We start from the raw sequence: 26,712 nt of genomic DNA on the forward strand, positions 1-26,712 counted from the left end.
CTAAACTTTAAAATTTAATTTTTAAAAGCTGACCAAAAAACAGATAACCCATATTAAATAACGTCTTATTTATGCCAATATTGCTGCTATTCCGGGAAGGGTTTTGCCTTCAAGGCTTTCCAACATGGCTCCTCCGCCAGTGGAAACATAGCTTACCTTGTTTTCAAAACCAAATTGCTTGACCGCGGCAACAGAATCTCCGCCACCCACTAATGAAAAGGCACCTTTTTTTGTTGCTTCATCAATATAATTACCAATGGCAATAGTACCCTTGGCAAAGCTATCCATTTCAAAAACTCCAATAGGACCATTCCATAAAATGGTTTTCGATTTTAAGATTACCTCCTTAAATATTTCCAAGGTTTTGGGCCCTGCGTCCAAACCTTGCCAACCATCTGGAATCTCGTTGGAGTTGACCACTTTGGTGTTGGCATTGTTGTTAAAGTCGTCCGCTGCCAAAACATCTACTGGAATATGCACTTCTACTCCTTTTTTCTTGGCTTTGTCAAGAATTTCCAAGGCCAATTCCATTTTATCATCTTCACAGATAGAATTTCCAACCTTTCCTCCTTTGGCCTTAACAAAGGTATAAGTCATTCCACCACCAATAATAAGATGGTCTACCTTATCCAAAATGTTTTCGATGATCGTAATTTTTGAAGACACCTTTGCACCTCCCAAAATTGCGGTCACAGGTTTTTCTCCTGTTCGCATTACTTTTTCTATGGCTTCTATTTCTTTGGCCAACAAGAACCCAAAACATTTCTTTTCTGGAAAAAATTGGGCAACTATGGTAGTAGAGGCATGTGCTCTATGTGCAGTTCCAAAGGCGTCATTTACATAAATGTCCCCTAGTTTGGATAATTGTTCAGCGAAGTTTTTATCTCCTTTTTCCTCTTCGGCGTGAAACCTTAGGTTTTCCAACAAAAGAACTTCACCACTCTTTAATTCGGCCACAGCCTTTTCTGCTACTGGACCGATGCTTTCAGTTGCAAATTTAACCTTTACCCCAAGTACTTCGGATACCTTGTTACAGATATGCTTTAGTGATAAATCAGGATTTACTTTTCCGTCGGGTCTTCCTAAATGACTCATTAGTACGGCACTTCCGCCATCTTCCAGTACTTTAATGATAGTAGGCTTTGCAGCTTCAATTCTATTGTCGTCGGTTACATTAAAATCCGCATCCAATGGAACATTAAAATCTACCCTTATTAATGCTTTTTTACCTTTAAAATTAAAATCGTTGATGGTTTTCATTTGCCACTTTTTTTTAGAGAGTGACAAATGTAAAGATTTATAGGTAGTGTTTAAAGAGACTATTCCATTTATTTGCATGTCTTATGGCACAATGTTGATTTTAGAATTGTAAATAGTTGCATGTCAGGCAAAATGTGAAGTGGTATTTAGAAATGTCATGGCGTTTATTCCTATAATTTCCAAAGACCGTGCAGCAAGTAAATTTCGGATAAAAACCGCTATATTTGGGCCATGCTATTCAAGGATATTTTAGGACTTTCCCATATAAAGAATCATCTGGTATCCAGTGCCGATGCAGGTCGTATACCCCATGCCCAATTATTCGTTGGCCCAGAGGGCTGTGGTACTTTGCCCATGGCTTTGTGTTATGTGCAGTACTTGCTTTGTGGCAACAGTGAGGGCGAAAATATTAACGGCAATAGCGCCTGCAACACCAAATTTAACTCCTTGGCCCATCCGGATGTGCATTTTGCTTTTCCGGTATCCAATTCGGACAAAGTAAAAAGTCATGCCGTTAGTGATCATTATTTGGAGGAATGGCGCCAATTTATAAAGGAGCAGCCCTATGGAAATCTTTTTGATTGGTATAAATTAATAGGGATTGAAAATAAACAGGGACAGATCGGTGTGGATGAGGCTCAGGATGTGGTAAAGAAACTTTCCCTGAAATCATACGAAGGTGGATATAAGGCCCTCATTATTTGGATGGCCGAAAAAATGAATACCTCTACCGCCAACAAACTTCTGAAATTGATTGAGGAACCACCGGACAAAACGGTATTGATTTTAATTGCTGAAGATGAAGAACAAATTATTCAGACGATACGATCTAGGTGCCAAATATTGCATTTTCCCCGGCTGGCGGAAGAAGCCATTTCACAGGCCCTGATAGACAGGGGGGTTTCCAAGGAGGATGCCCATAGAATATCGCATGAAGCCAACGGCAATTTTAATAAGGCCCTCGATTTCATGAACAACGATTCCGAAGATTTGGTATTTGAGAAGTGGTTTGTGCAATGGGTCAGAAGCGCCTTTAAGGCCAAGGGCAACAAGGCCGCGATCCACGATCTTATTTCTTGGAGCGATGTGGTGGCAAAGACCGGTAGGGAGACCCAGAAAAAGTTCTTGAATTATTGCATGTCCGTCATGAGGCAGGCCCTTTTGATCAATTACAATACCCACGAATTGGCATTTATGAGGATTCATGTAGAGGGATTTCAATTAGAAAAGTTTGCGCCATTTATACATGAAAATAATATAGTTCCCATTGTGAAGGAATTGGAGGACGCTATTTATCACATTGAAAGGAATGGTAATTCCAAACTAATATTGATGGATTTATCTATAAAATTAACGCGATTATTACACAAAAAAGCCGCGTAAAGGAATTGTATAATCTTAAAGACATTAACATGGACAACGTATTGACCTATCCTACAGAATTACTTCTTCTTCTTTTTCTAATTATAACTTTTCTTCAAAGTGCATTGGATAAAATCCTGGACTGGAAGGGCAATTTATCATGGTTAAAAAGTCATTTTTCCCAAACGCCTTTTAAGAATATGGTACCCTTATTATTAGGTACGGTAATGGTAACGGAAATTGTGGCAGGGATTCTGTGTACAGTAGGATTTTATTTGCTCATGGCTCAAGGGGATGGCTCTATTGCCTTGGCCGGTGCTATTCTTGCATGTCTGGCCTTGTTGATGTTGCTATTGGGTCAGCGTATGGCAAAGGATTACGATGGGGCTAGAACCATAGCCATATATTTTATGCCGGCTATTTTCCTGGTGTTTTTGTTGCATTCCTAAAAAATTAAGGGCCAAGGGTTTCTTGTCTTGCCTATGCCAACACAGAATACAAAGCTATACCAATAAGCTGGGTTTATTTCTTTCATTTGGGCTACAGTTTCCTTTCATTTCCGGAAAAGTAAATAATTATAATGATTGAGCCGAACATACTGTACGGTCGGTTTTTTGCGCCAAAACGATGTGGTAATGAAATTAAAAATCCGATTTATGGAACTAATGGGTCGATTAAAAGTGGAAATTTATCAAAATCGGCCTGGCCAGAGCCGGCTTACCAACTGGCTAGTTTGTAGAACAGTATTTATTTCTAATTGAATTTTTTATAGTTTGGGCTGTTATAGGTAATTTTGAGCTAATGTTTGGCAGGGAAATTCCTGTTATAAAACGGCTATGATAAACTGGGACTGAAATGGATTTATCGGAAATTAAATCAAAATCGGTTGGACTGGTATTGTCCGGAGGGGGTGTAAAGGGTATGGCCCATATAGGGATGATCCAAGCCCTAAAAGAATTTGGCATTAGTACCCGGGCCGTTTCTGGCACCAGTGTTGGGGCCTTGGTCGGGGCCTTGTATGCCAACGGCAATTCTGTTTCGGAAATGCTACAGTTCTTTAAGGAAACACCTCTTTTCCGCTATCATTTTATGACGATTTTAAAGCCCGGCCTTCTGGATACAGAAAGGTATTTTGATCTTTTAGCGAGATATTTTCCCGGAAATGCCTTTGAGTCCTTGCAGCGCAAGCTTTATGTAGTGGCTACCGACTTGCAAAAAGGGGATGAAAAAATATTTTCTGAAGGGGAATTAATTAAACCTTTGTTGGCTTCTGCGGCATTGCCACCTGTTTTTAGTCCAGTGGCTATCAATGGCCGCTTATATGCCGATGGAGGTATAATGAACAATTTCCCCTATGATGAGGTTGCCGTTACATCAGATTTTGTGATTGGGAGTAATGTTTCCGGGATCAAGGAAATTCCTAAAGATGGAATAAAATCGTCCTTGCAGTTGGCCAATAGGACCACCTCTTTAATGATTTATGCCATTAACAGGAATAAAGTGAATAAATGTGACCTATTATTTGAGCCCAAAGCCTTGGAACTGATTGGAATATTGGACAAAAAAGGTATTGAAAAAGCCTATACCATTGGTTACGAACATGCCTCAAGAGTAATGGAACAGGTATTTAAGCAGTCTTAGTCGACTATTTAGTGCGGACCTGGAATTAAGCAAACAACCCTAAGTATTTACACATCGTCATAATCTACTGTTAGAGTAGGGGTTGTGGGGTGCGCCTGACAAGTCAGGATCAATCCTTCGGCAATTTCACTATCCGTTAAAATTTGGTTTTTTACCATGTCGGCCTTTCCTTCCTTGATACGGGCAATGCAACTACTACATACTCCCCCTTGACAGGAATATGGAGCATCTATATTCTCTTTTAAAACGGCATCCAGTACCAAGGTACCTTTGTCCATGGATATGGAGAATTCCTCATCGTCCACAATAACGGTAAGTTGGGTTTTCCCTTCCAATTTTTCAGGAAGCTCATCCTTTATTTCAGTGGAGGTAAACAATTCAAAATGAATCTTATCCTCAGAGATGCCCTTTTCCTTTAAATTTTCGGTCACCAACTGTATCATTGCCTCCGGACCACACAGATAGTAATCGTTAAACTCTAGATTTTTATGCTTGTTTTTAAGCACGTAATTCACCGTGGAGGCTTCTATACGTCCAAAAATGGATTCGTCCTCTTGGGTTTGACTCAAAATAAAATAGACATGAAACCTATTGGTATATTCCAACTGAAGCTTAACCAAATCAGTATAGAACATGGTTTCCTTATAGGATTTATTCCCATAGACCAACACAAAATTGTTTTTGGAATTGGATTCCAATACGGTTCTGGCAATACTCATTATCGGAGTAATACCGCTACCCGCGGCAAAGGCCACGATGTTTTTTGGATTCGGAGAGGGTTTAAAAACAAATCGGCCTTCCGGTGGCATTACCTCCAATACATCCCCTACCTTAAGTTTGTTGTGTGCAAAATCTGAAAATCCGCCCTTGTCCACTTTCTTTACACCAATCGTAATGCCCTCACACTTGGGAGAGGAACTAATAGAATAGGCCCTTCGCAATTCCTTGCCCTTTATTTCCTTTTTAATGGTGATGTACTGACCTGCCGTAAAGGCAAAGGTCTGAATCAGTTCTTTAGGAATAGCAAAAGTTATTGCAACTGAGTTTGGGGTAAGCGGTTTAATTTTTTGAACGGTAAGCGAATGAAAGTGGGCCATATTAAATCTTTGATGCAAAATTAAGCAAAGCAGGGAGGATTTAAAACGGGAAATTAAAAAAATACCAGCTGTTTGTAACAAATACCCTAAATTAGGCACTAATCTATCAGGTTTAACTATCCCAAAGCATGTTAAAGCACTTTCTTACGCTTGAATGGAAATCCTTTTTTAGATCTGCCTCTTTTAAAGCCAATCTTGCCATAAAGATTTTTATGGTTTTTGGGGCACTTTATTTTATGGCCGTATTCCTGGGTCTTGGAATAGGGGCTTTTTATATTATTGAAAAGCAAGGTTGGGGAGACCCCCTTTTGGTAGTTAATGGGTTCCTGATTTATTATTTGGTGGGAGATCTATATATCCGTTACATGCTTCAGAAAATGCCGATTACCAATATTAAGCCTTTGCTCTACCTTCCTATTAACAAAAGTAAGATAGTGGGGTATTCCTTGGGGAAAACGGTAGTTTCATTTTTTAATTGGTCGCATGCCTTTTTCTTTGTGCCTTTTTCTGTAGTACTATTGGTAGAGGGTTACTCGCCCATAGGTGTCATTGGTTGGCATTTGGGAATCATGGCGCTCTTTTTCTGCAATAATTTCATAAACGTACTGGTCAATAATAAAGACAATGTTTTTTATATGCTGCTGGGCCTTTTTTCTGTCCTAGGAATTTGCCAGTATTATGAACTTTTCAATATAACAACCTATACCTCCCCCTTTTTTAATATACTTTATAAGCTACCTTGGATGGCCTTTCTAACGTGGGGGTTGCTAATAGCACTGGCAACTTCTGCTTTTACCTATTTTAAAAGCAATATGTATCTGGATGCCGGGTTGGCAGGAAAGAAATCTATGGCCAAAACGGAGGACTATGCCTGGTTGAACCGTTTTGGGAACTTGGGCACTTTTCTAAAAAACGATATAAAATTGATCAGGAGGAACAAGCGGTCCAAAACCTCAGTAATCATGAGTTTTTTCTTTATTTTTTATGGACTGTTCTTTTTTACCGGTGCTGTAGAGGCTTACGATGGTCCAGTTTGGAAGATATTTGCAGGTATTTTTATTTCCGGAGGGTTCTTATTCAGTTTTGGTCAGTTCGTGCCCAGTTGGGACAGCGCCTACTATCCTTTAATGATGAGTCAGAATATTAGTTATAGGGAGTATTTAACTTCCAAATGGTATTTGATAATTATAGCTACCGCGGCAAGTACTATTCTAGCCTCCTTCTATTTATATTTTGGGTGGGATGCCTATTTGGCCGTGATTGTAGGGGCCATTTACAATATTGGCGTTAATTCCTATTTGGTTCTATGGGGTGGCGCCTATATTAAAACACCCATAGATTTAACATCCAATAAAAAAGCGTTTGGGGACAAGCAGGCTTTTAATTCAAAAACCTTGTTGTTGACATTACCTAAGCTAATATTGCCTTTGGGAGTTTATGCATTGGGCCATTATCTAATTAGTCCAACTGCGGGCTATATTTTTGTTGGGATGGCGGGGATTATCGGATTTGGATTTAAAAATAGAGTATTTGCTCTGATAGAAGGCATCTACAAAAAAGAAAAATATAAGACCATAGCGGCATACAAACAAAAAGCATAAAAGGATATATCTATGATTTCAGTCCAAAGTTTAACTAAAAAGTACGGGGAATCCATTGTTCTAAATATTGAAAATTTGGAAATTCCAAAAGGGCAAAGCTTTGGTTTGGTTGGAAATAATGGAGCTGGGAAGACTACTTTTTTTAGTTTAATGCTCGATTTAATTCAGCCGACTACCGGACATATCGTTAATAACGGGGTGCAGGTAGATTCCAGTGAGGAATGGAAACCTTTTACATCAGCTTTTATTGATGAAACATTTTTGATTGGATATTTGACCCCAGAGGAATATTTCTATTTTATCGGGGAACTAAGAGGCCGGAACAAGGCCGATGTAGATGCGCTTCTGGAGAGGTTCAAGGATTTTTTTCACGATGAAATTTTAGGTCAGAAAAAATACTTGAGGGACTTGTCCAAGGGAAATCAGAAGAAGGCCGGTATTGTTGCCTCTTTCATTGGTGATCCCGAAGTAATTATATTGGACGAACCTTTTGCCAACTTGGATCCAACCACCCAGATTAAGCTAAAAGGTATTATTAAGGATTTGGCGGCAAGCAATGAAGTTACCGTTTTGGTTTCCAGTCATGACCTTATTCATGTTACTGAGGTTTGCGAGCGGATTGTTGTGCTTAATAAGGGAGAGTTGGTAAGGGATATACAGACTTCTACGGAAACCCTTAAAGAGTTGGAAGTTTTTTTTGGAGGATAAATTGTTTTGGAGTCCATGACGGTGTTATGGATCAAGGCTATTTTCCCTATTTTTATTTAATATGGTTTCGTGCTCGTTTTATGATTGGCAAAAAGAAGTTGTTGTTTTTGCCAAGAATTTTGCCCCTGATCATTTCATTGGCTAGGTTAGGAATTATCCAATAACTAAAAATAATGCAGCTTTTGTCGACCAACTACATAATAATCCGGTCGTTTTTAAGTTAAGGATACGTACGAATACATAGAATTTTGAAGCTTCGCAATAGACTTATATTTTCAGTTGTTTTTGGAGGATTGGTTTTTAATGCCTGTTCCACCAAGAAAGATGCCTTTTTAAACCGTAATTGGCACGCCCTAAATACCAAGTATAATACCTTGTACAATGGTAACATTGCCTTTGAGGAAGGGCGAGAGGGTCTCAATGCCGTTTATCAGGATAATTATTGGGAAATTTTGCCCGTGGAAAGACTGGAGGTCACTGAAGATATAAAGCTGGATTCCGAAGACAACAATCCAAATTTCCTGATTGCAGAGGAAAAGGCCACCAAAGCCATACAAAAACACAGTATGGATATTAAGTATGAGGAGCGCAATCCCCAGACCGATGAGGCTTTTTTGCTTTTGGGCAAGGCCAGGTATTTTGACCAGCGTTATATGCCTGCCTTGGAATCCTTCAATTATATCCTAAATAAATATACACAGAGCGATAAGCTTAACGAGGCAACCATTTGGAGGGAAAAGGTTAATATTCGTTTAGAAAATGAAGAGCTTGCCCTAAAGAATTTAAAGCGTTTAATTAAGCAGGAATATTTAAGTGACCAAGAATATGCAGATGCCCGTGCCATGATGGGTCAGGCTTACATCAACCTTAAAATTCAGGATACCGCCATTCAGCAGTTAAAGATTGCATCGGTATACACCAAAAAAAATCCAGAAAAAGGCCGCTACTTGTATATTATTGGTCAATTGTACAATGAATTGGGGTATAAGGACAGTGCCAATTATGCCTTCGATAAGGTCATCGATCTAAATAGAAAATCGCCCAGGGTATATATGATCAATGCCCATTTACAAAAAATTCAGAACACCGAACTTACCGATGACAATAGGGAGGAGATGTACGAGTATCTTACGGAATTGGAGGAAGACCGGGAAAATAGGCCCTTCCTGAATAAAATATACCGTCAGGTGGCAGAATTCCATTTGGCAAATAAATCCGATAGCCTGGCCTTGGTGTATTATAACAAATCCTTGAGGGCCACCCAGAATATGCCCCAATTGAACGCCCTGAACTATGAGAATTTGGCAATTTATAATTTTGACCAGAATGAATACAAACCTTCCGGGGCTTATTATGACAGTGTATTGCAAAATTTAAATGAAAATACCAAGAAGTACAGGGAGGTTAAAAAGAAACTGGATAATCTGGAAGATGTTATTAAATATGAGGAGGTAGTACAGTACACGGATAGTGTAATTACCTTATATGAGTTTTCAATTGATGATAGGATATCCTATTTTGAGAAGTATATAGCCGAATTAAAATCAGTTGCTGAAAAAGAAAGAAAGAAAGAGGAAACTATGGCCAATGCCGGCTTTGCCGCCTTCAGTAAAACAAAGGGAGGAAAGGAGAACAAGGGCAAGTTTTATTTTTATAACATAACCACATTGGGTTATGGCAAGAACGATTTTAAGACTAGATGGGGGAAGAGAACCCTGGAAGATGACTGGCGCTGGTCTAACAAATCCAAAGCGCAAAATCTGGAGGTAAATGGTGAAAATCCGTCCAATACGGCAGCCAATAATGTTGCTGCAGTTGGGGAAGAGGAAAAATACAGCGTAGAGTTCTACCTTGGTCAAATACCTACAGACCCATTGCTGATAGACAGCTTAAGGACCGAGCGTAACTTCGCCAATTATCAATTGGGCTTGATCTATAAGGAAAAATTTAAGGAAAACCTTTTGGCTGCCGGTAAATTGGAGAGTGTCCTTAAATCTAATCCGGAGGAAAGACTAATAATTCCATCAAAATACAACCTGTACAAGATATACGAAGAGTCTGGAAGTTCGTTGGCAACGGATATGAAATATGACATTATTAGAAACCATCCCGAATCCAGATATGCAGAAATCCTTTTAAACCCACAGGCCGTTTTAACGGGAAGTGCCGATAGTCCGGATGCCAAGTACCAACGCCTGTACAAGATGTTCCAAAATCAGGAATTTTTACAAGTAATTACAGGGGCCGAAGAAAACATCAGTAAATATACCGGTGACCCCATTGTTCCAAAATTTGAAATGTTGAAGGCCAATGCCATTGGTAGGTTACAAGGGTTTGAGGATTTTAAGGAGGCATTGAATTATGTGGCCTTGAACTATCCCAATAATCCCGAAGGAAAAAAGGCGCAGAGCATGGTGGCGGAACAATTGCCAAAGTTGGAACCCAAGGTGTTTTCTACTGAAACTGAATCTACAGGTACAGGAAATTGGAAGGTGGTGTTTCCACTTAAAATTAGGGACGATAAAAAGGCCCTTAGGCTCAAGGAACTTTTAGAAAAATCCATTGAGGATCTAAGGTATAAGAATGTGGTCTCCAAGGATATCTATAATCTGGAGGATCAATTTGTAGTGGTTCATGGCTTTAAATCCAAGGACTTCGCTCTAGGCTATGCAGAATTGATAAAAAACAATAAGGATTACCGTATCGATGATGAGAATTTCGTAATTTTATCCAACAACTATAAAATAATTCAAGTACATAAGAATATAGCAGATTATAAAGCGCAACAGTAAACCCCAAAACCTTAGCAAAATGTTTTCAGATAACAAAAAACCTCGTGTTATGACAGAATTAGGCGGACAACCCAACAGAATTGAAAAAAACACCAAAATCAAAGGTGACATTGTCTCCGAAGCCGATTTTCGAATTGATGGAAAATTGGATGGTAACGTAAAAACTTCAGGAAAAGTGGTCATTGGAATCGATGGTTATATTCATGGTAAAGTGGAGTGTGTCAATGCTGATATTGAAGGTAATTTTAATGGAGAGTTAATCGTAGCCGACCTCTTATCCTTAAAGTCTTCTGCTGTAATTGAGGGCACTGTCATAGTATCCAAATTGGCGGTTGAGCCCGGTGCCACCTTCAACGCGTCCTGTACCATGAAGGGCAAGGAAGGAAAAGGGGCTGTAAATAGCCCAACAAAACATTCAGCAACCACCAATGAGCCAGCAAAAGCCTCCTAAAAATAATAATGGTTTAAAAAATGCGGCAATCCTTACAGGTGTTGCCATTGAAATGGGCGGAATAATTTTTTTGGCTGCCCAGGGAGGAAAGTGGTTGGATGAATATTTTGAAATGGAGTCCAAGACCTTTGTTATAGTGCTTACTCTACTAGGAGTGGCCGTTGCTATTTATTTGGTTTTGCAGCAATTGAAACGCATAAAGTATTAATGTCCAAGAATAAATTCCTTTTTTCCTTTTACTTTTCCTTGGTACTTTTGAGCCTGTTGGTTTTCTGCCTTCACCTCTTTATACTTTATTTGTTCGGATTTCCTTTATTGGACCATATGATCGTTTTGGCCTATTTGCTCAATGTGGTTCTGGCCTTGATCATATTTTCGGTACTGTACTGGTTTCGGGAGAAATGGAGAGATCAGATAGGATTTCTTTTTTTAGGGGGAAGCATGCTCAAGTTTTTATTTTTCTTTCTCGTTTTTTATCCCTTCTATAATGCAGATGGGAACATGGAATCTTTGGAGTTTACCACTTTTTTTGTTCCCTATTTGGTGTGCCTTCTTTTGGAGACATTCTTTACTGCCAGAATGCTAAATAGTTAGCTTCAATTTTGTTTTCCATATTACTTTTAAGTTATGGTCCAAAATAAACCGATTAATGCTTTTTTCTTTTTGAGATAAAAGCGTACATTTGCACGGATTTTTTGAGACCGATATTTTAAGCGATATGCAAAAACCATTTTACGTCAAAGTTCTTTTAGTTGTTACACTTCTTCTGGGTATCAATGCTTTCGCACAAGAAAAGGACCATTCGTCCAGCGAGGAAAAAGGAAGCCTAAAAACCGAAATCAAGGAATTTATTGGACATCACTTGTTGGATTCCCATGATTTCACTCTTTTTACCATAGATGAGGAAAAAAATGAACACGTAGGTTTTCCGCTACCCGTAATTTTATGGGATAACGGTCTAAAGGTGTTCTCATCTGCCAAATTTCACCATGGGGAATCTGTGGCGGAAGTGGATGGGAATTATTATGCCCTATACCACGGCAAAATAGTGAAGACCGATGCAGAAGGAACCATCAACTACGATGAAGATCATCATGCAACCAATGTAAAACCGTTGGATTTTTCCATTACAAAGAATGTTGTTTTTATATTTTTGGTTTCGGCCTTAATGTTGTTTATGTTCGGCAGAATGGCCAAGTCATACAAAACCAATGCTATGCCCAAAGGCATAGGCCGTATGTTGGAGCCTATTATTCTTTATATACGTGATGATATTGCTATTCCAAACATTGGGAAGAAACACTATAAGAAATACATGAGTTATTTGTTGACTGTGTTTTTCTTTATCTGGATCATTAACCTTTTGGGGCTTACCCCACTTGGTGTAAACGTTACCAACAATATTGCGGTAACCTTTGCTTTGGCCATCCTTACTTATTTGATTACCACCTTTACCGCTAATAAGAATTACTGGAAGCATATTTTCTGGATGCCGGATGTACCTGTTTTTATGAAGGTTGTTTTGGCACCGATTGAGCTTTTGGGAACTTTTATAAAGCCCTTCTCCCTTATGATTCGTTTGTATGCGAACATTACGGCGGGTCACGTGGTCTTAATGAGTATTTTGGGAATGATGTTTATCTTCAAAAACTGGATCGGAAGTCCATTGTCATTTGGTTTGGCATTTGCACTTTCTTTGTTGGAGTTGTTGGTAGCGGCCTTACAGGCCTATATATTTACGATGTTGTCCGCCCTGTATTTTGGTTCGGCCGTTGAAGAACATCACGATCACTAAGAGTAGAATGTTTAATAATTAATTATATATATTATGGAAATCCCAACTATTGTAGGAGCTGGTTTGATCGTTATCGGTGCTGGTTTAGGTATTGGTAAAATTGGTGGTTCTGCTATGGATGCCATTGCACGTCAGCCAGAGGCTTCAGGTAAGATTCAAACAGCAATGTTGATTGCTGCTGCACTTATCGAAGGTATTGGTTTTGCTGCGCTTTTCGCATCTTAGTCAAACAAAATAAGGAACGGCTATAACGGTTGGTTATAGCTGTTCCTTACAATTAAAAATTAAACGTTTACATTTCATATATTAGGACATGGAAAAATTAATAGAGCAGTTTTCATTTGGATTGTTTTTTTGGCAATTGTTATTATTTATAGCAGTGCTTTTATTGTTGCGTAAGTTTGCGTGGAAACCTATTCTTGATGCCGTTGAGGATCGTGAGTCTGGTATTAAAGACGCATTGGCTGCAGCAGAAAACGCCAAAAAGGAAATGCAAAATGTTACTGCCGATAGCGAACGTCTTTTACAGGAGGCAAGGGTAGAACGTGAGGCTATGATCAAAGAGGCCCGTGAAATGAAGGAGAAAATCGTTACGGATGCAAAGGACTTGGCGCAGGCCGAGGCCGATAAAATGATCAAGCAGGCGCAACTTGCCATTGAAAGTGAAAAGAAAGCAGCCGTAGCCGATATAAAGAACGAAGTGGCTACCCTATCCTTGGAGATTGCGGAAAAAGTAATTAAAGGACAGTTTTCCGATAAGGCCAAACAAATGAAGTTGGTCGAAGAAATGATCGGGGACATTAAGCTAAATTAGGAATAGGGATATGAACGAAGCTAGAGCAGCCGTACGTTACGCAAAGGCAATATTGGATCTGGCGGTAGATAATAAAGCTACCGAACAGGTGGAGAAGGATTTCCGTAGTATACTATCTACTATTGCTGATAGCAATGAACTTCAGGAAATGTTGGGGAGCCCTGTTTTAAAAGGCGAACTTAAAAAGAAGGCCTTATCCGAAATCTTCAGTGGAAGCAATAGCGTTACTGAGGGACTTATTTCCACATTAGTGGATAACAAGAGAATTTCAATTCTGAACGATGTTGCCGAGAAGTTCATCATTTTGAATGAGGCTCGTAAAGGTCAGGGTGTAGCTTTGGTAACCACCGCGGTTCCTTTAAGCGCCGATCTGGAGAAAAAGATATTGGGCAAGGTTGTTGAACTTACCGGAAATGAATCTACTATTGAGAACAAAGTGGATGACAGCATTATCGGAGGGTTTATTTTGCGTGTTGGGGATTTGCAGTATGATGCAAGCATAGCCAACAAATTAAGTAATTTGAAAAGAGAGTTTACAAATAGTCTATAAATAATTTTTTTGGACGATGTTGGGTTTCAATGTGGTCCTAATCTTATATCTATAACAAATGGCAGGAGTAAAAGCCGCTGAAGTATCAGCAATATTAAAGAAGCAGTTATCGGGGTTTGAAGCATCAGCTTCATTAAACGAGGTAGGTACCGTTCTACAAGTAGGTGATGGTATCGCTAGGGTTTATGGATTATCTAACGTCCAATACGGAGAATTGGTAGAATTTGAAGGTGGACTTCAGGGGATCGTTCTAAACTTGGAAGAGGATAACGTTGGTGTGGTATTGTTGAGCCCATCCAGAAATATTAAGGAAGGTTCTGTTGTAAAACGTACCCAGACCATTGCCTCCATTAAAGTTGGTGAAGGAATTATAGGTCGTGTTGTGGATACATTGGGAGCGCCAATAGATGGTAAGGGACCAATAACTGGGGATTTATATGAATTGCCATTGGAGCGTAAGGCACCTGGGGTTATTTTCCGTCAGCCGGTGACAGAGCCATTGCAAACTGGAATAAAGGCTATCGATGCCATGATTCCTGTTGGTAGGGGTCAGCGTGAGTTGGTTATTGGTGACCGTCAGACGGGTAAGACTACCGTTTGTGTGGATACCATTTTGAATCAAAAAGAATTTTACGATGCAGGGGAACCTGTATATTGTATATATGTTGCCATTGGCCAAAAGGCCTCTACGGTAGCAAACATTGCAAAAACTTTGGAAGATGCAGGGGCTTTGGCCTATACTACCATTGTAGCTGCAAATGCTTCCGACCCTGCTTCCATGCAGGTATATGCTCCCTTTGCAGGAGCTGCCATCGGTGAATATTTTAGGGATACTGGTAGACCAGCTTTGATTATCTATGATGATTTGTCAAAACAAGCAGTTGCCTATCGTGAGATATCTTTATTGTTAAGACGCCCACCGGGACGTGAGGCTTATCCTGGGGATGTATTTTACCTTCACTCCAGATTATTGGAGCGTGCTGCAAAAGTTATTGCAGATGATACTATAGCAAAGAATATGAACGATTTGCCAGAGGTATTGAAACCAATGGTAAAAGGTGGTGGATCTTTAACGGCTTTGCCTATTATCGAAACTCAGGCTGGGGATGTTTCCGCTTATATTCCTACCAACGTAATTTCTATTACGGATGGTCAGATTTTCTTGACCCAAGATCTTTTCAACCAAGGGGTTCGTCCTGCGATCAACGTAGGTATTTCAGTATCTCGTGTTGGGGGTAATGCCCAGATAAAGTCAATGAAAAAGGTAGCAGGTACCTTAAAATTGGATCAGGCACAATTCCGTGAATTGGAAGCTTTTGCCAAGTTCGGTTCAGATTTGGATGCCGCTACGTTGAATGTTATTGAAAAAGGACGTAGAAACGTTGAAATTCTTAAACAGGCACAGAACGATCCTTTTACTGTTGAAGATCAGGTGGCTATTATTTATGCAGGTTCCAAGAACTTGTTGAACAAGGTTCCTGTAGAGAAAATAAAAGAGTTTGAAAGGGACTATCTAGAGTTTTTGAATGCCAAGCATAGAGGAATTTTGGATCAGCTTAAGGCAGGAAAGTTAACAGATGAGGTAATAGATGTTTTGAGCTCTGTAGCCAAAGATCTATCCGCTAAATATTAATAAAGTATTTTCTCTGTCTTCTTGCGTCAAGAAGACAGAGAAAATTGAATAAATAAATGTCTAACACAGTATTCCTCTACTTGGGGAGCTTAAGTGGAGCCTATGGCCAATTTAAAAGAAATACGTAATAGAATTGCTTCGGTATCTTCAACGATGCAGATTACCAGTGCCATGAAAATGGTTTCTGCCGCTAAGTTGAAGAAGGCTCAGGATGCCATTACCGCAATGCGTCCATATTCCGATAAATTGTCGGAGCTTTTGCAAAGTCTTAGCGCAAGTCTAGATGCCGATTCCGGAAGCAAGTTTGCCGATAATCGTGAAGTAAAAAAGGTTTTGATCGTTGCCATAACCTCTAACCGGGGTTTATGTGGTGCCTTTAATACGAACATTTTAAAACAAAGCGTTCTTTTGGCCAACAGCACCTATGCTGGTAAACAGGTAGATTTTGTTGCCATTGGTAAAAAGGCCAATGATATTTTAAAGAAAAAGAACAAGGTTATTGCAAACCACAGTGCGGTTTTTGATGATTTGACCTTTGATAATGTGGCGGCCATTGCCGAGGATTTAATGGATCTGTTTACCACAGGGGCATACGATAAGATTGAAATTGTATATAACAAATTCAAGAATGCTGCTACACAAATAGTAATGACAGAGCAATTTTTGCCAATCGTTCCTATAGAAGGTGATGCCAATTCGGTGGCTGATTATATTTTTGAACCTTCCAAGGCGGAGATTGTGGAACAATTGATCCCAAAATCATTAAAAACCCAGTTGTACAAAGGGGTGCGCGATTCCTTTGCTAGTGAACATGGTGCTCGTATGACCGCTATGCACAAGGCAACGGACAACGCAACTGACTTAAGAAATCAGCTGAAACTTACATATAACAAAGCAAGACAAGCTGCCATCACCGGCGAAATTTTAGAGATTGTTGGTGGAGCGGAAGCGTTGAACAACTAAATGTTATTATTAGTCCTATCATTATTGATAGGTTTCAGAATATAGAACCCCACATTATTGTGGGGTTTTTATATTTATGGAGTTATTTGTCGCATAAGCTAATTTACTAACTTTGCCCGCATCGATTAAATGCCTAATTTTAAAGCTAATTCATAGATTTCTTTGAATCCACTTAAAAAACTATTTAAACAGACGTTTATCTATGGCTTAGCTACGGTCTTGCCCCGGATGCTATCGTTTCTTTTAACGCCTTTATATGTCACTGTTCTACCCACGGATGAATACGGGGAGGTTTCCATTATTTTTGCCTGGTTTGCTATTTTTAATGTGTTATTGGCTTATGGCATGGAAACGGCCTTTTTTCGTTTTTACAACGATACATCCCTAAATAAGAAAACAGTTGTTACCACTTCTTTAATTTCTATTGGGGCCTCTTCCTTTATTTTCATGCTCCTAGCTTTTATGTTTAAGGGGTCTATTTCATCAATAAGTGATATTGATCCACAATTTATCTCTTATGCGATATTGATTCTTGTACTGGATGCTTTGGTGATCATTCCATTTTCCTGGCTAAGGGCCAATGAAAAGCCTATGCGCTATGCCTTGGTCAAGATTGCAAATGTGGTAATTAACCTAGGCTTGAATTGTTTTTTCTTATTGATTCTTCCAATTCTTGCAGAAAGCAATCCAAATGCGTTTTTAAGTGGTCTTTACAAGCCTAACTTTGAAATCTCCTACATATTTATCTCTATGTTGATTGCTAGTGGCACAACCCTCCTTTTGATGTTGCGTCTCTATTTAAGAAGACCCTACGTATTCGATAGGTTTATATGGACCAACATGATGAAATACGCTGCTCCTGTTTTAGTAGCGGGTATTGCATTTACCATCAATGAAGTGTTTGATCGAATTATGTTGGATTGGCTCTTGCCAAACGATATTGCCGAGAGTGAGATTGGTAAATATTCTGCCTGCTACAAACTTACCTTATTCATGACGCTATTTGCCACGGCCTTTAGGATGGGTATAGAACCCTTTTTCTTTAGTCACTCCAAAAGTGATAACCCACAAAGGGCCTATGCGCAGATTACCAACTATTTTGTAATCCTTGGAAGCGTTATTTTACTTTCCGTTGTGGTCTATGCAGATGTCCTTAAACTATTCATTGTCCCCAATTCGGATTATTGGGAGGCCATGTCTGTAGTACCCATAATTATTTTGGCCAGTTTTTGTTTGGGAATCTACCACAACCTATCGGTATGGTACAAAGTAACCGACCGTACCAAGTTTGGAGCATATATTTCTTTGATCGGTGCCACGCTTACAATAATTATCAATTTTGCCTTTATTCCCTATTTTGGATATGTGGCCTCTGCCGTAGCAACTTTGGTAGCCTATGCATCTATGGTAATACTGTCCTTCTTTTTTGGCAGAATGTATTACCCTATACCATACAACCACAGAAAAATAATTTTCTACCTAGTGGTTTCCATCTCGTTTTCCATGCTATCTTTTTACGTTTTCGATCGTAATTTGATTATTGGCAGTATATTTTTCATTATATTTTTGGGCATGGTATATAGGCTTGAAAGTGATAAACTAAAACAAATATTTCTACGAAAATGACTATAAAAATCATCAATAAATCGGTACATCCCTTACCTAGCTACGAAACCTTGGCTTCTGCCGGGATGGATCTAAGGGCCAATCTTACAGAATCTATTGTATTGCAACCCATGGATAGAACCATTGTAAAGACTGGACTTTTCCTGGAGCTTCCAATTGGTTTTGAGGCGCAGGTTAGACCACGAAGCGGGTTGGCGGCGAAAAAAGGAATTACCGTTTTAAATGCTCCTGGCACGGTTGATGCTGATTACAGGGGGGAAGTAGGGGTAATATTGATAAATCTTTCCACCGAAGCTTTCACTATAGAAAATGGTGAACGTATTGCCCAATTGGTCATTGCCAAGCACGAAAGGGCGGAGTGGGACTTGGTTGAACAGCTTTCCGAAACCTCTAGGGGCGCAGGGGGATTTGGTAGTACCGGTGTAAAATAAAACCCCGGGATAAACAGGGAGGACTCTGGCATAATCACTAATTTTATGGAGGTTTTTAATGGTCTTTTTATTTTAAGATAGGAATCTATCGGAATAAAAGTGATTTTAAGGCAATCCAATGTTGAATTTTAAGTTGTTTAGGGCTTAAGGTCTGTTTTCCTATAAGAGTAAAATTGTAATATGAGAGGGAGGGTCTATATATTTATTTTTGCCCTGGGGTTATTTTTAATTCCAAGACCTAGTTGTGCCCAAGAAAATGAAATTAGGGAAGAAGAGAGTGCGGAGGTTTTTTTGGAGGAATATACCGATGAGTTTCAGGAGAAATTCTTTGAGGCATTAAAGCAAAAGGGAATTGAAAACTACGATAGGGCCGTTAATCTCCTTTTGGAATGTAAACAGTTAGACCCTAATAATTCCGTTTTGGACCATGAACTGTCCAAGGCCTATTTGGCTTCCAAACAAGTGGTTTTGGCACAGCAATACGGCATTTCAGCTTTGAATGCCAGACCGGATAATTTTTGGGTATTAAATACCTTGGTAGATATTACCCAGCGCCAAGGGTTGGGCCTAGAGGTGGTAAAGGATAAGATCCCTTACAATAATACCAAACTCCAGGAAAATCTGGCCGTAATCTATTTTAAACAGGAAAATTTTGAAAGCGCCCTGAAAATACTTAACGGTATGAAAAGCTCTGTATTTTCCAAGGATCTTACCTCAAGAATAAACAATTCCATCAAGAACAGGGAAAACACTGAAGTTCAGAAGGATACGATTATTGTAGAAGTTCAAAAGGAAAGCCCTATGGAAAATTATGTATCCAATATTTCCGGCTTTTTGGTAAAGAGCGACTTTAAAAATGCGGCATCCGTAAGTGAGGAGGCGTTGGAAAATTTCCCTGCACAACCCTATTTTTATTACACTTACGGACTTAGTTTAAATAAACTCAATAAACATAAGGAGGCCGTTGCTATTTTGGAATCGGGATTGGATTATTTATTGGATGATGTTGATCTTGCCAATAAAATGTACAAAGAATTAGTGGATGCTAACAATGCTTTGGGAAATTCTTCCAAAGCAAATATGTATCTTAGTAAATTAAAATCCGGGTCGTAAATCTATGGTATACAGTTTTAAAAGACTTCAAAAATGGGCTATACTTGGCATTTTTGTAGTATTGGTGTTTTCATGTAAGTCTACAAGCGTAATTAAAGGCGGTACAGTGGATGAGAATTTAACCGCGAAGGCGGTCATTAGAAACCACTACTACACCCATTTTAATTTTAAAACCCTAAGTGGAAAGATGAAGATAGATTATTCTGACGGGGAGAGCACACAAAGTGTAAGTGTAAGTTTTAGGATGGAAAAAGATAAGGCCATTTGGTTAAGTGCGCCCTTAGGAATCGTAAAAGCATACATTACTCCGGATAGGGTGTCGTTTTATAATAAGTTGGACAACGAATATTTTGATGGGAATTTCTCCTATTTGACTCAATTATTGGGAACCGACCTTAATTTTCAAAAAGTACAGAACCTTCTTTTGGGAGAGCCCCTTATTGATTTACGGGAAGAAAAGTATACGGTGGATATTGCTAACGACAACTATCAGTTGAAACCAAAAAAGGCTGGAGAGCTATTTAAAACACTGTTTCAAATAGAGCCCTTGAATTATAGAATGGCTATACAGCAGTTGTCGCAACCATGGGAGAAACGACTACTTGAAATCAACTATAAGAACTATCAAAAAGTGAATAAATGGATTTTGCCCGGGGAGATAGATATTCTGGCCGTTGACGGGAACAATACCAATAATATTACCGTAGAATTTAGGAATATGGAGTTCAATAGAGCATTGAATTTTCCGTATAATATACCAAATGGTTTCAAAGAAATAGTATTAAATTAATATGGGAAGTAAGCACTCTTATATAGTTTATTTTCTTTTAGTTATGTTCATTCATTTGAGCAATATAACAATGGCTCAGACCAATGAACAGAAGGCATTGGAATCCAAGCGGGAACAACTCCAAAAGGAAATATCGGAAATTAACAGATTGTTGTTCGCGGAAAAAAAGGAAAAGGGAAATGTCTTGGAGCAGATGGAGGCCATGGATCAAAAAATAAATGTTCGCCAACAATTGATCAGGGTTACCAATCAACAATCCAACCTGCTTAATAGGCAGATAAATACGAATGTAAGGAACATTGGAAAACTGCGTAATGATCTGGCTTTTCTTAAAGAGGAATACGGGAATATGATCCAAAAGTCCTATCAGAATAAATCCAGACAGAGTAGGTTAATGTTTCTTTTGTCCTCCGAGAATTTTCTACAGGCTTTTAAACGGTTTCAGTATATGAAGCAATATACCCAATATAGAAAGGAACAGGGGGAGCAAATTGTAGCCAAAACGGACGAGCTGACCCAATTGAACAAGGATCTTTCCGAACAGCGTAAGGAGAAGGACAAACTTGTGGCGGAAAATACCCAGATCAAAAATCAGTTGTATAAGGAAATACAGTCTCAAAAAGACTTGCTCAAGAGTATAAGGAAGAACGAAAGCAAATATGCCAAGGCCATTGAAAATAAAAAGAAGGAGGCCAAGAGGATCGATGAGCAAATAGAAAGATTAATTAGAAGCGCTATTGCAGCCTCCAATAGAGAGGCTAGTAAGTCTACCAACACCACGGCGACAAGTAGCAGTAAGTTTGTTTTGACTCCCGAGGCTACCATTGTGGCCAATAATTTTTCGGCCAACAAGGGCAAATTGATCTGGCCGGTTGAAAAGGGAATTAAAAGACAGGGCTTTGGTGTTTATAATGACGCCGTTTATCCTGGCATAAAGCACGAAAGTAATGGGGTAATTATTGCCACTGATGAAGGATCCAAGGCAAGGGCTATCTTTGAAGGGGAAGTTATCGCCATTCTGTCCGTTCCAGGGGGGAATAAGGGTGTACAGATTAAGCATGGAAACTATATAAGTACCTATTACAATCTTTCCAGAGTTTTCGTAAAGAAAGGGGATAAGGTAAACACTAAATCGGATTTGGGGGATATATACACCAGCAAGTCCAGCGGCACTACCCAATTAAAATTTTATCTGTACAAGGATACTACCCGACTTAATCCTGAGGAATGGATATATCAACTATAAAATAATTTGAAATTGAAAAATATAACCGATTTAAAAGGAGCATTTACTTTAAACAATGGTGTAGAGATGCCCTATTTTGGTTTAGGGGTTTATTTGAGTGAGGATGGAAAAGAAGTGACCAATGCCGTTAAATGGGCGTTACAGGACGGATATCGACATATAGACACGGCTTCGATCTACGGGAATGAAGAGGGTGTGGGTATAGGTATCAGGGAAAGTGGTGTTGACCGTAAGGATATATTTGTGGTGAGTAAGGTGTGGAATAGCGATCAAGGCTATGAAAGCACTATAAAAGCCTACGAGTCTAGTTTAAAGCGGTTGAATTTGGACTATTTAGATCTTTACCTGGTACATTGGCCTGTAAAGAGAAAATATAAGGATACTTGGCGTGCAATGGAATATTTGTACAAGCACAAAGGGGTAAGGGCTATCGGAGTAAGTAATTTTATGCAACACCATCTAGAAGACTTAATGACTTCCTCAGAAATTGTCCCAATGGTGAACCAAATGGAATTTCATCCTTATTTGGTACAGCAGGGGTTGATCGATTTTTGCAACAAAAATACCATTCAGTATGAAGCTTGGTCCCCTTTAATGCAGGGGCATATCTTTGAATTGGATATTATGAAGGATCTAGCTGCAAAATATAAAAAGACCATTGCCCAAATTGTACTTCGCTGGGATTTGCAAAAGGGGGTGATCACCATTCCAAAATCTTCCAAAAAGGATAGGATTAGGGCCAATGCAGATATTTTTGACTTTGAACTTGCTCCTGAGGATGTTAAAAAATTAGAGCAATTGGACCGCGGAAAAAGATTTGGTCCCGACCCCGATAATTTCGATTTTTAATCCATAAACAAGGCCTTCAGTTCCGTGGCATCTTTGGGTTTCATCTTGCCTGCAAGTACCAAGCTGAGCTGCTTTCTGCGCAGGGCAGCCTCATATCGTAGTATCTCCAAGTCAGTCTCTGGTCGTAATTCGGGAACCAATGTAGGCTTTCCACTATCGTCTACGGCCACAAAAGTGTAGATAGCCTCGTTTACCTTGGATTTCTCGCCATTAAACCGGTCTTCCATCCAAACATCTATAAACACCTCCATGGAGGTCCTGAAGGCTCTGGAAACAGCTGCCTCTACCGTAACAACGCTTCCTACGGGGACAGCTTGGTTAAAGGCTACATGGTTTACGGAAGCAGTAACGGTTATTCGTCTGCTGTGGCGCCTGGCAGCAATACTGGCGGCTCGGTCCATTCGGGCCAACAATTCTCCCCCAAACAAGTTGTTTAAAGGGTTAGTTTCACTTGGAAGGACCATATCGGTCATTAATGTGCGCGATTCACGGGGCGTCTTTGACTCCATACATTTCTTTTGGACAAAGATACATTGGTAATATTAAGCTAAAAAGGAGAGTAAGAATTATTTTACGGAACGCAACCAGGCCTCGGGCGATTCGGACAGTTTTATTTTCCTTAAGTAATTTAAGGCTTCCTTGGCATCGTCAAAACTGCCATAGGCTACCATGTGCAATCCATATTGGTTTACACCAAGATAAGAGGCATCGTATCCTTTTTCTTTAAGTTGAAGGACTTTCTTTTCGGCATTTTCCTGAATTCTAAAAGCACCGGCAATAACTTGGTGAACACCACTTTTTTTGTTGGTGATGGCATTCAAGGATACAGCTGGTAATTCTAGTGGAGCGGTATTGAAAAATGTAGCTTCCTGGATATTTTTGGAGACTTGCTGATGCGCTTCCTGCCTCACCAATTCTTGGTCGTACACTTTTTCATTATAAAGTCGATAACCGGTAAAACCTGTGGCAATGGCCAATAGTATTACGGCTGCATACTTTAAATAAGGCCTAAGAGTAGATTCTTTCCTGGCCTCAGGGGTAATCATAAATGGAATTTTTTCTTCCAGTTCAACTACTTCCTCCTTTAAAACTTCCCTAGAGATCGGGTTGGATACAAAAGTGGATAGCCCAAAGGATGAGGTTAGGTAATTTACCTGATATGAAGGCTGAAACTGGGTTTTTCCTTCTTTGTTCAGCCATAACTCACCAATGTTGGGAAGATTCAATCTATTTCCTTCCTTAAGAAGTTTCTTCCACTTTAGGGATACTGCGGCTATTTGCTTCTGCATGTCCTCATAGGACATCTTTTCGGCATCGGCCATGTAGGATACCAACAATCCGTCATTGGTAGTCAGTTGTTCGTTGAAAGATATTACTTTCGAAGGAGGGTAGAACGAATTCGTCGCATCATTGATAACAGCAGATTTCATCTGTGTCAAAAAGGCGCCAAATTCAGGCACCATTACACAATTGTATCTATAAAGCAATTCCGCTATGTAATGTTCGGTTCCCATAGGAACAAAGATTGGAAAAAATACACAAGTTCAAAACTCTTCACATAACTTTTTATTAACATTATATTTTGTGTATTTTGTGAACAACTAAGCCGCTTCCATAAATGTCTAGAGATGAAATAATTGCTATTCTTCGGTTACAGAACGTACCGAATATTGGTGACATAACAGCAAAAAAATTAATTTCCAGTTGTGGGAGTCCTTCAGCAATTTTTGATGAAAAAATGACTCGGTTGAAAAAAGTTGACGGTATTGGTTCGGGGATCCTGAAAGGACTTTTGGATAGGGAGCACTTGGAGGCTGCTGAGTTGGAGTATGAATTTATTAGAAGTCAGGAAATAAACCTTCATTATTTTATGGAGGAAAGCTATCCCGCTTATTTAAAACACTGTATAGATAGCCCTATTTTACTTTTTAGCCAAGGGAATATAGATTTGAACCGCCAGAAGATCATAAGTATTGTAGGCACTAGAAATATTACCAGTTATGGCACTGCATTTTGTGAGCAGTTCATTGAGGAATTGGCACCCCTGGATCCAATTATTGTGAGTGGGTTTGCCTATGGGGTGGATATCTGTGTACAAAGGGCGGCGGTAAAGCATGGTTTACAGACCATTGGATGCTTGGCCCATGGTTTGAATCAGATTTATCCAAAAATGCATGAAAAATATGTGCCTGATGTAAACAGGAACGGCGGTTTTTTTACTGAGTTTTGGAGTACGAGCCAACCCGATAGGGAAAATTTTTTAAAGCGAAATCGGATTATAGCAGGTATGGGAGAAGCTACCATTGTAGTGGAATCCGCTGAAAAAGGAGGTAGTCTGGTTACTGCAGATATCGCCAATGGCTATAATCGCGATGTTTTTGCCGTACCCGGAAGAACCCAGGATAAGTATAGCAGCGGATGCAATAATCTCATTAAACAGCAGAAAGCACAAATGCTTACATCGGCCGCCGACTTGATCTATATGTTGGGTTGGGAATTGGAAGAAAAAGAGCCCACTACCATTCAAAAGCAACTATTTGTAGAGCTGGACGATACCGAGAAGGCAATTTATGATTATTTACAACAGGGGGGCAAACAAATGTTGGACCATATTGCACTCGATTGTAAGTTGCCCATATATAAGGTTTCCTCTACCCTATTGAATATGGAAATGAAGGGAGTAGTGAGACCACTTCCTGGTAAATTGTTCGAGGCCATTTAAAATCATCATTAATGTGCTAATATTGAGGTTAATCAATGGATCAATGCTAATTATCAAGCTTCATTTAAGGGTATATTTTTTTAAATTTACCGACTAACTAGTTTGTAATAAGGCATTTTTAATTTAATAATGATGACTTTTGGGCATTACATCGCCCATGAACTACCCTTCAACCCATTTATCTTTTTGGGAAGATATCATGGAATGGAGTAAACCGACCAATGGGTATATTTTCAAAAAAATCAATACCCCACCTTCAACCTTACCCTTTCCAGCACCCCATCGGCCACTATCTTGGCTTTTTTGGCGCCAAAGGCCAAGGCTTCATCCAGTTCATTTAGGTTGTTCATATAATAATCGAACTTTTCCCTTGCCTCGCCAAAGCGTTCCAGGATAACTTCATATAGCGCTTGTTTGGCATGACCGTAGCCATAGTTGCCGTTTATATAATTGGACCGCATTTCGGCAACTTGATTTTCTGTAGCCAGAATATTGTACAGGGCAAACACATTATCCGTATCGGGGTCTTTTGGATCTTCCATAGGGGTACTATCCGTTTGTATACCCATAATCTGTTTGCGCAATTGTTTATCGGTTTGAAAAAGGCTTATCAAATTTCCTTTGCTTTTGCTCATTTTGGCGCCATCGGTGCCCGGGATATACATGGTCTCTTCCTGTACCTTTCCTTCCGGCATTACAAAGGTTTCTCCCAATTGGGCATGAAACCTTGAGGCTACGTCCCGCGTCATTTCCAAGTGCTGCATTTGATCCTTGCCAACAGGCACTATCTCAGCATCGTATAAAAGTATATCCGCAGCCATTAACATGGGATAGAAGAACAAACCTGCATTCACATCATCCAGCCTGTCCGCCTTATCTTTAAAAGAGTGTGCAAGGGTTAGTCTTTGGTAGGGAAAAAAACAGCTGAGGTACCAAGCTAGTTCCGCAGTTTGAGGTATATCACTCTGACGATAAAAGGCCGTTTTATTAATGTCCAAGCCAAATGCCAACCAGGTAGCCGCTACAGCATAAGTGTTGTACCGCAATTGCTCTCCATTCTTTATTTGGGTAAGTGAGTGCATATCCGCAATAAACAGAAAGGAGTCATTTGCTGGATTATTTGCCATTTCTATTGCTGGGATGATCGCTCCCAAAATGTTCCCTAGATGAGGGGTTCCAGTACTTTGTATACCGGTTAAGATTCTTGCCATTATTTTATTTTCAAAGAAGGACAAAGGTAAAAGAAATTCTAAAGAAGGACTAAAATT

27 protein-coding genes are annotated in these 26,712 nt (G+C 39.5%); 22 read left to right on the forward strand and 5 right to left on the reverse strand.

Translation table 11 applies throughout. From position 1 onward, the window contains the following. Window positions 1-69: 69 nt before the first annotated feature. Window positions 70-1,260 (reverse strand): phosphoglycerate kinase, encoded by a 1,191-nt coding sequence (locus tag MWU82_RS00275; protein WP_247094851.1) that lies wholly within the window; start codon window positions 1,258-1,260, stop codon window positions 70-72. A 231-nt stretch (window positions 1,261-1,491) separates the two neighbouring features. On the opposite strand from MWU82_RS00275, the gene MWU82_RS00280 reads away from it, so the two are divergent. The 3 genes from MWU82_RS00280 to MWU82_RS00290 all read left to right on the forward strand — a co-directional run bounded on the left by MWU82_RS00280 (window position 1,492) and on the right by MWU82_RS00290 (window position 4,263). After that, window positions 1,492-2,643: a DNA polymerase III subunit delta' gene (locus MWU82_RS00280; RefSeq protein ID WP_215947582.1), complete on the forward strand. Its 1,152-nt coding sequence runs from the start codon at window positions 1,492-1,494 to the stop codon at window positions 2,641-2,643. 29 nt (window positions 2,644-2,672) lie between these two features. Then, a complete protein-coding gene (locus tag MWU82_RS00285; protein WP_215947583.1) occupies window positions 2,673-3,071 on the forward strand; it encodes a DoxX family protein in 399 nt (132 codons plus the stop codon). 406 nt (window positions 3,072-3,477) lie between these two features. Beyond that, window positions 3,478-4,263 (forward strand): patatin-like phospholipase family protein, encoded by a 786-nt coding sequence (locus tag MWU82_RS00290; RefSeq protein WP_215947584.1) that lies wholly within the window; start codon window positions 3,478-3,480, stop codon window positions 4,261-4,263. A 47-nt stretch (window positions 4,264-4,310) separates the two neighbouring features. Here the strand turns inward: MWU82_RS00290 and MWU82_RS00295 are convergent, their stop codons facing one another. Next, a complete protein-coding gene (locus MWU82_RS00295) occupies window positions 4,311-5,360 on the reverse strand; it encodes a ferredoxin--NADP reductase (protein WP_215947585.1) in 1,050 nt (349 codons plus the stop codon). A gap of 128 nt (window positions 5,361-5,488) precedes the next feature. On the opposite strand from MWU82_RS00295, the gene MWU82_RS00300 reads away from it, so the two are divergent. From MWU82_RS00300 to MWU82_RS00385, 18 genes are all read left to right on the forward strand, one after another. Further along, window positions 5,489-6,961 (forward strand): DUF5687 family protein, encoded by a 1,473-nt coding sequence (locus tag MWU82_RS00300; protein WP_247094852.1) that lies wholly within the window; start codon window positions 5,489-5,491, stop codon window positions 6,959-6,961. 12 nt (window positions 6,962-6,973) lie between these two features. After that, complete coding sequence (locus MWU82_RS00305) at window positions 6,974-7,669, forward strand: ABC transporter ATP-binding protein (RefSeq protein WP_215947587.1); 696 nt, start codon at window positions 6,974-6,976, stop codon at window positions 7,667-7,669. A 248-nt stretch (window positions 7,670-7,917) separates the two neighbouring features. Then, complete coding sequence (locus MWU82_RS00310; protein WP_247094853.1) at window positions 7,918-10,461, forward strand: hypothetical protein; 2,544 nt, start codon at window positions 7,918-7,920, stop codon at window positions 10,459-10,461. A gap of 19 nt (window positions 10,462-10,480) precedes the next feature. Next, on the forward strand, window positions 10,481-10,912 hold the full coding sequence (locus MWU82_RS00315; protein WP_215947589.1) for a polymer-forming cytoskeletal protein: 432 nt from the start codon (window positions 10,481-10,483) through the stop codon (window positions 10,910-10,912). Then, window positions 10,890-11,120 (forward strand): AtpZ/AtpI family protein, encoded by a 231-nt coding sequence (locus tag MWU82_RS00320; RefSeq protein ID WP_072860080.1) that lies wholly within the window; start codon window positions 10,890-10,892, stop codon window positions 11,118-11,120. The genes MWU82_RS00315 and MWU82_RS00320 overlap by 23 nt, the downstream gene beginning before the upstream one ends. Beyond that, a complete protein-coding gene (locus MWU82_RS00325; RefSeq protein WP_215947590.1) occupies window positions 11,120-11,506 on the forward strand; it encodes a DUF6168 family protein in 387 nt (128 codons plus the stop codon). Before MWU82_RS00320 ends, MWU82_RS00325 begins: the two co-directional genes overlap by 1 nt. A 124-nt stretch (window positions 11,507-11,630) precedes the next feature. Beyond that, entirely contained in the window at window positions 11,631-12,707 is a 1,077-nt protein-coding gene (gene atpB, locus MWU82_RS00330) for a F0F1 ATP synthase subunit A (protein ID WP_215947967.1), read from the forward strand. A 33-nt stretch (window positions 12,708-12,740) separates the two neighbouring features. Beyond that, entirely contained in the window at window positions 12,741-12,932 is a 192-nt protein-coding gene (gene atpE / locus MWU82_RS00335; protein WP_031446173.1) for an ATP synthase F0 subunit C, read from the forward strand. An 88-nt stretch (window positions 12,933-13,020) separates the two neighbouring features. Next, on the forward strand, window positions 13,021-13,521 hold the full coding sequence (locus MWU82_RS00340) for a F0F1 ATP synthase subunit B (RefSeq protein WP_215947591.1): 501 nt from the start codon (window positions 13,021-13,023) through the stop codon (window positions 13,519-13,521). A 10-nt stretch (window positions 13,522-13,531) separates the two neighbouring features. Next, window positions 13,532-14,071 carry an ATP synthase F1 subunit delta gene (atpH, locus tag MWU82_RS00345; RefSeq protein WP_215947592.1) on the forward strand — a complete coding sequence of 180 codons (540 nt, stop codon included), beginning with the start codon at window positions 13,532-13,534 and terminating at the stop codon, window positions 14,069-14,071. Between the two features lie 58 nt (window positions 14,072-14,129). After that, a complete protein-coding gene (gene atpA / locus MWU82_RS00350) occupies window positions 14,130-15,704 on the forward strand; it encodes a F0F1 ATP synthase subunit alpha (protein ID WP_215947593.1) in 1,575 nt (524 codons plus the stop codon). Window positions 15,705-15,806: 102 nt separating this feature from the next. Beyond that, window positions 15,807-16,667: an ATP synthase F1 subunit gamma gene (gene atpG, locus MWU82_RS00355; protein ID WP_215947594.1), complete on the forward strand. Its 861-nt coding sequence runs from the start codon at window positions 15,807-15,809 to the stop codon at window positions 16,665-16,667. A 162-nt stretch (window positions 16,668-16,829) separates the two neighbouring features. Then, entirely contained in the window at window positions 16,830-18,293 is a 1,464-nt protein-coding gene (locus MWU82_RS00360) for an oligosaccharide flippase family protein (protein ID WP_215947595.1), read from the forward strand. Continuing rightward, window positions 18,290-18,724 (forward strand): dUTP diphosphatase, encoded by a 435-nt coding sequence (gene dut / locus MWU82_RS00365; protein ID WP_215947596.1) that lies wholly within the window; start codon window positions 18,290-18,292, stop codon window positions 18,722-18,724. Before MWU82_RS00360 ends, dut begins: the two co-directional genes overlap by 4 nt. A 180-nt stretch (window positions 18,725-18,904) precedes the next feature. Next, complete coding sequence (locus MWU82_RS00370; protein ID WP_247094854.1) at window positions 18,905-19,837, forward strand: hypothetical protein; 933 nt, start codon at window positions 18,905-18,907, stop codon at window positions 19,835-19,837. A gap of 4 nt (window positions 19,838-19,841) precedes the next feature. Further along, window positions 19,842-20,627, forward strand: coding sequence for a DUF4292 domain-containing protein (locus tag MWU82_RS00375; RefSeq protein ID WP_247094855.1), 786 nt, complete (start codon window positions 19,842-19,844; stop codon window positions 20,625-20,627). Between the two features lie 43 nt (window positions 20,628-20,670). Beyond that, window positions 20,671-21,873, forward strand: a complete 1,203-nt coding sequence (locus tag MWU82_RS00380; RefSeq protein WP_247094856.1) for a peptidoglycan DD-metalloendopeptidase family protein — start codon at window positions 20,671-20,673, stop codon at window positions 21,871-21,873. A gap of 12 nt (window positions 21,874-21,885) precedes the next feature. Further along, complete coding sequence (locus tag MWU82_RS00385; protein WP_281502386.1) at window positions 21,886-22,722, forward strand: aldo/keto reductase; 837 nt, start codon at window positions 21,886-21,888, stop codon at window positions 22,720-22,722. Here the strand turns inward: MWU82_RS00385 and MWU82_RS00390 are convergent. Next, a complete protein-coding gene (locus tag MWU82_RS00390) occupies window positions 22,719-23,231 on the reverse strand; it encodes an acyl-CoA thioesterase (protein ID WP_215947600.1) in 513 nt (170 codons plus the stop codon). The two genes, MWU82_RS00385 and MWU82_RS00390, sit on opposite strands and share 4 nt — an antisense overlap. A gap of 57 nt (window positions 23,232-23,288) precedes the next feature. Next, the gene (locus MWU82_RS00395) at window positions 23,289-24,236 is read right to left on the reverse strand and encodes an SPOR domain-containing protein (protein ID WP_215947601.1); all 948 of its coding nucleotides are present in this window, start codon (window positions 24,234-24,236) and stop codon (window positions 23,289-23,291) included. Between the two features lie 104 nt (window positions 24,237-24,340). On the opposite strand from MWU82_RS00395, the gene dprA reads away from it, so the two are divergent. After that, a complete protein-coding gene (dprA, locus tag MWU82_RS00400) occupies window positions 24,341-25,444 on the forward strand; it encodes a DNA-processing protein DprA (RefSeq protein WP_247094857.1) in 1,104 nt (367 codons plus the stop codon). 242 nt (window positions 25,445-25,686) lie between these two features. On the opposite strand, the gene trpS is transcribed toward dprA, so the two are convergent. After that, on the reverse strand, window positions 25,687-26,655 hold the full coding sequence (gene trpS / locus MWU82_RS00405) for a tryptophan--tRNA ligase (RefSeq protein ID WP_247094858.1): 969 nt from the start codon (window positions 26,653-26,655) through the stop codon (window positions 25,687-25,689). Window positions 26,656-26,712: the final 57 nt, after the last annotated feature.

The organism is Arenibacter sp. S6351L (genome assembly GCF_023016025.1).
Classification (GTDB): domain Bacteria; phylum Bacteroidota; class Bacteroidia; order Flavobacteriales; family Flavobacteriaceae; genus Arenibacter; species Arenibacter algicola_B.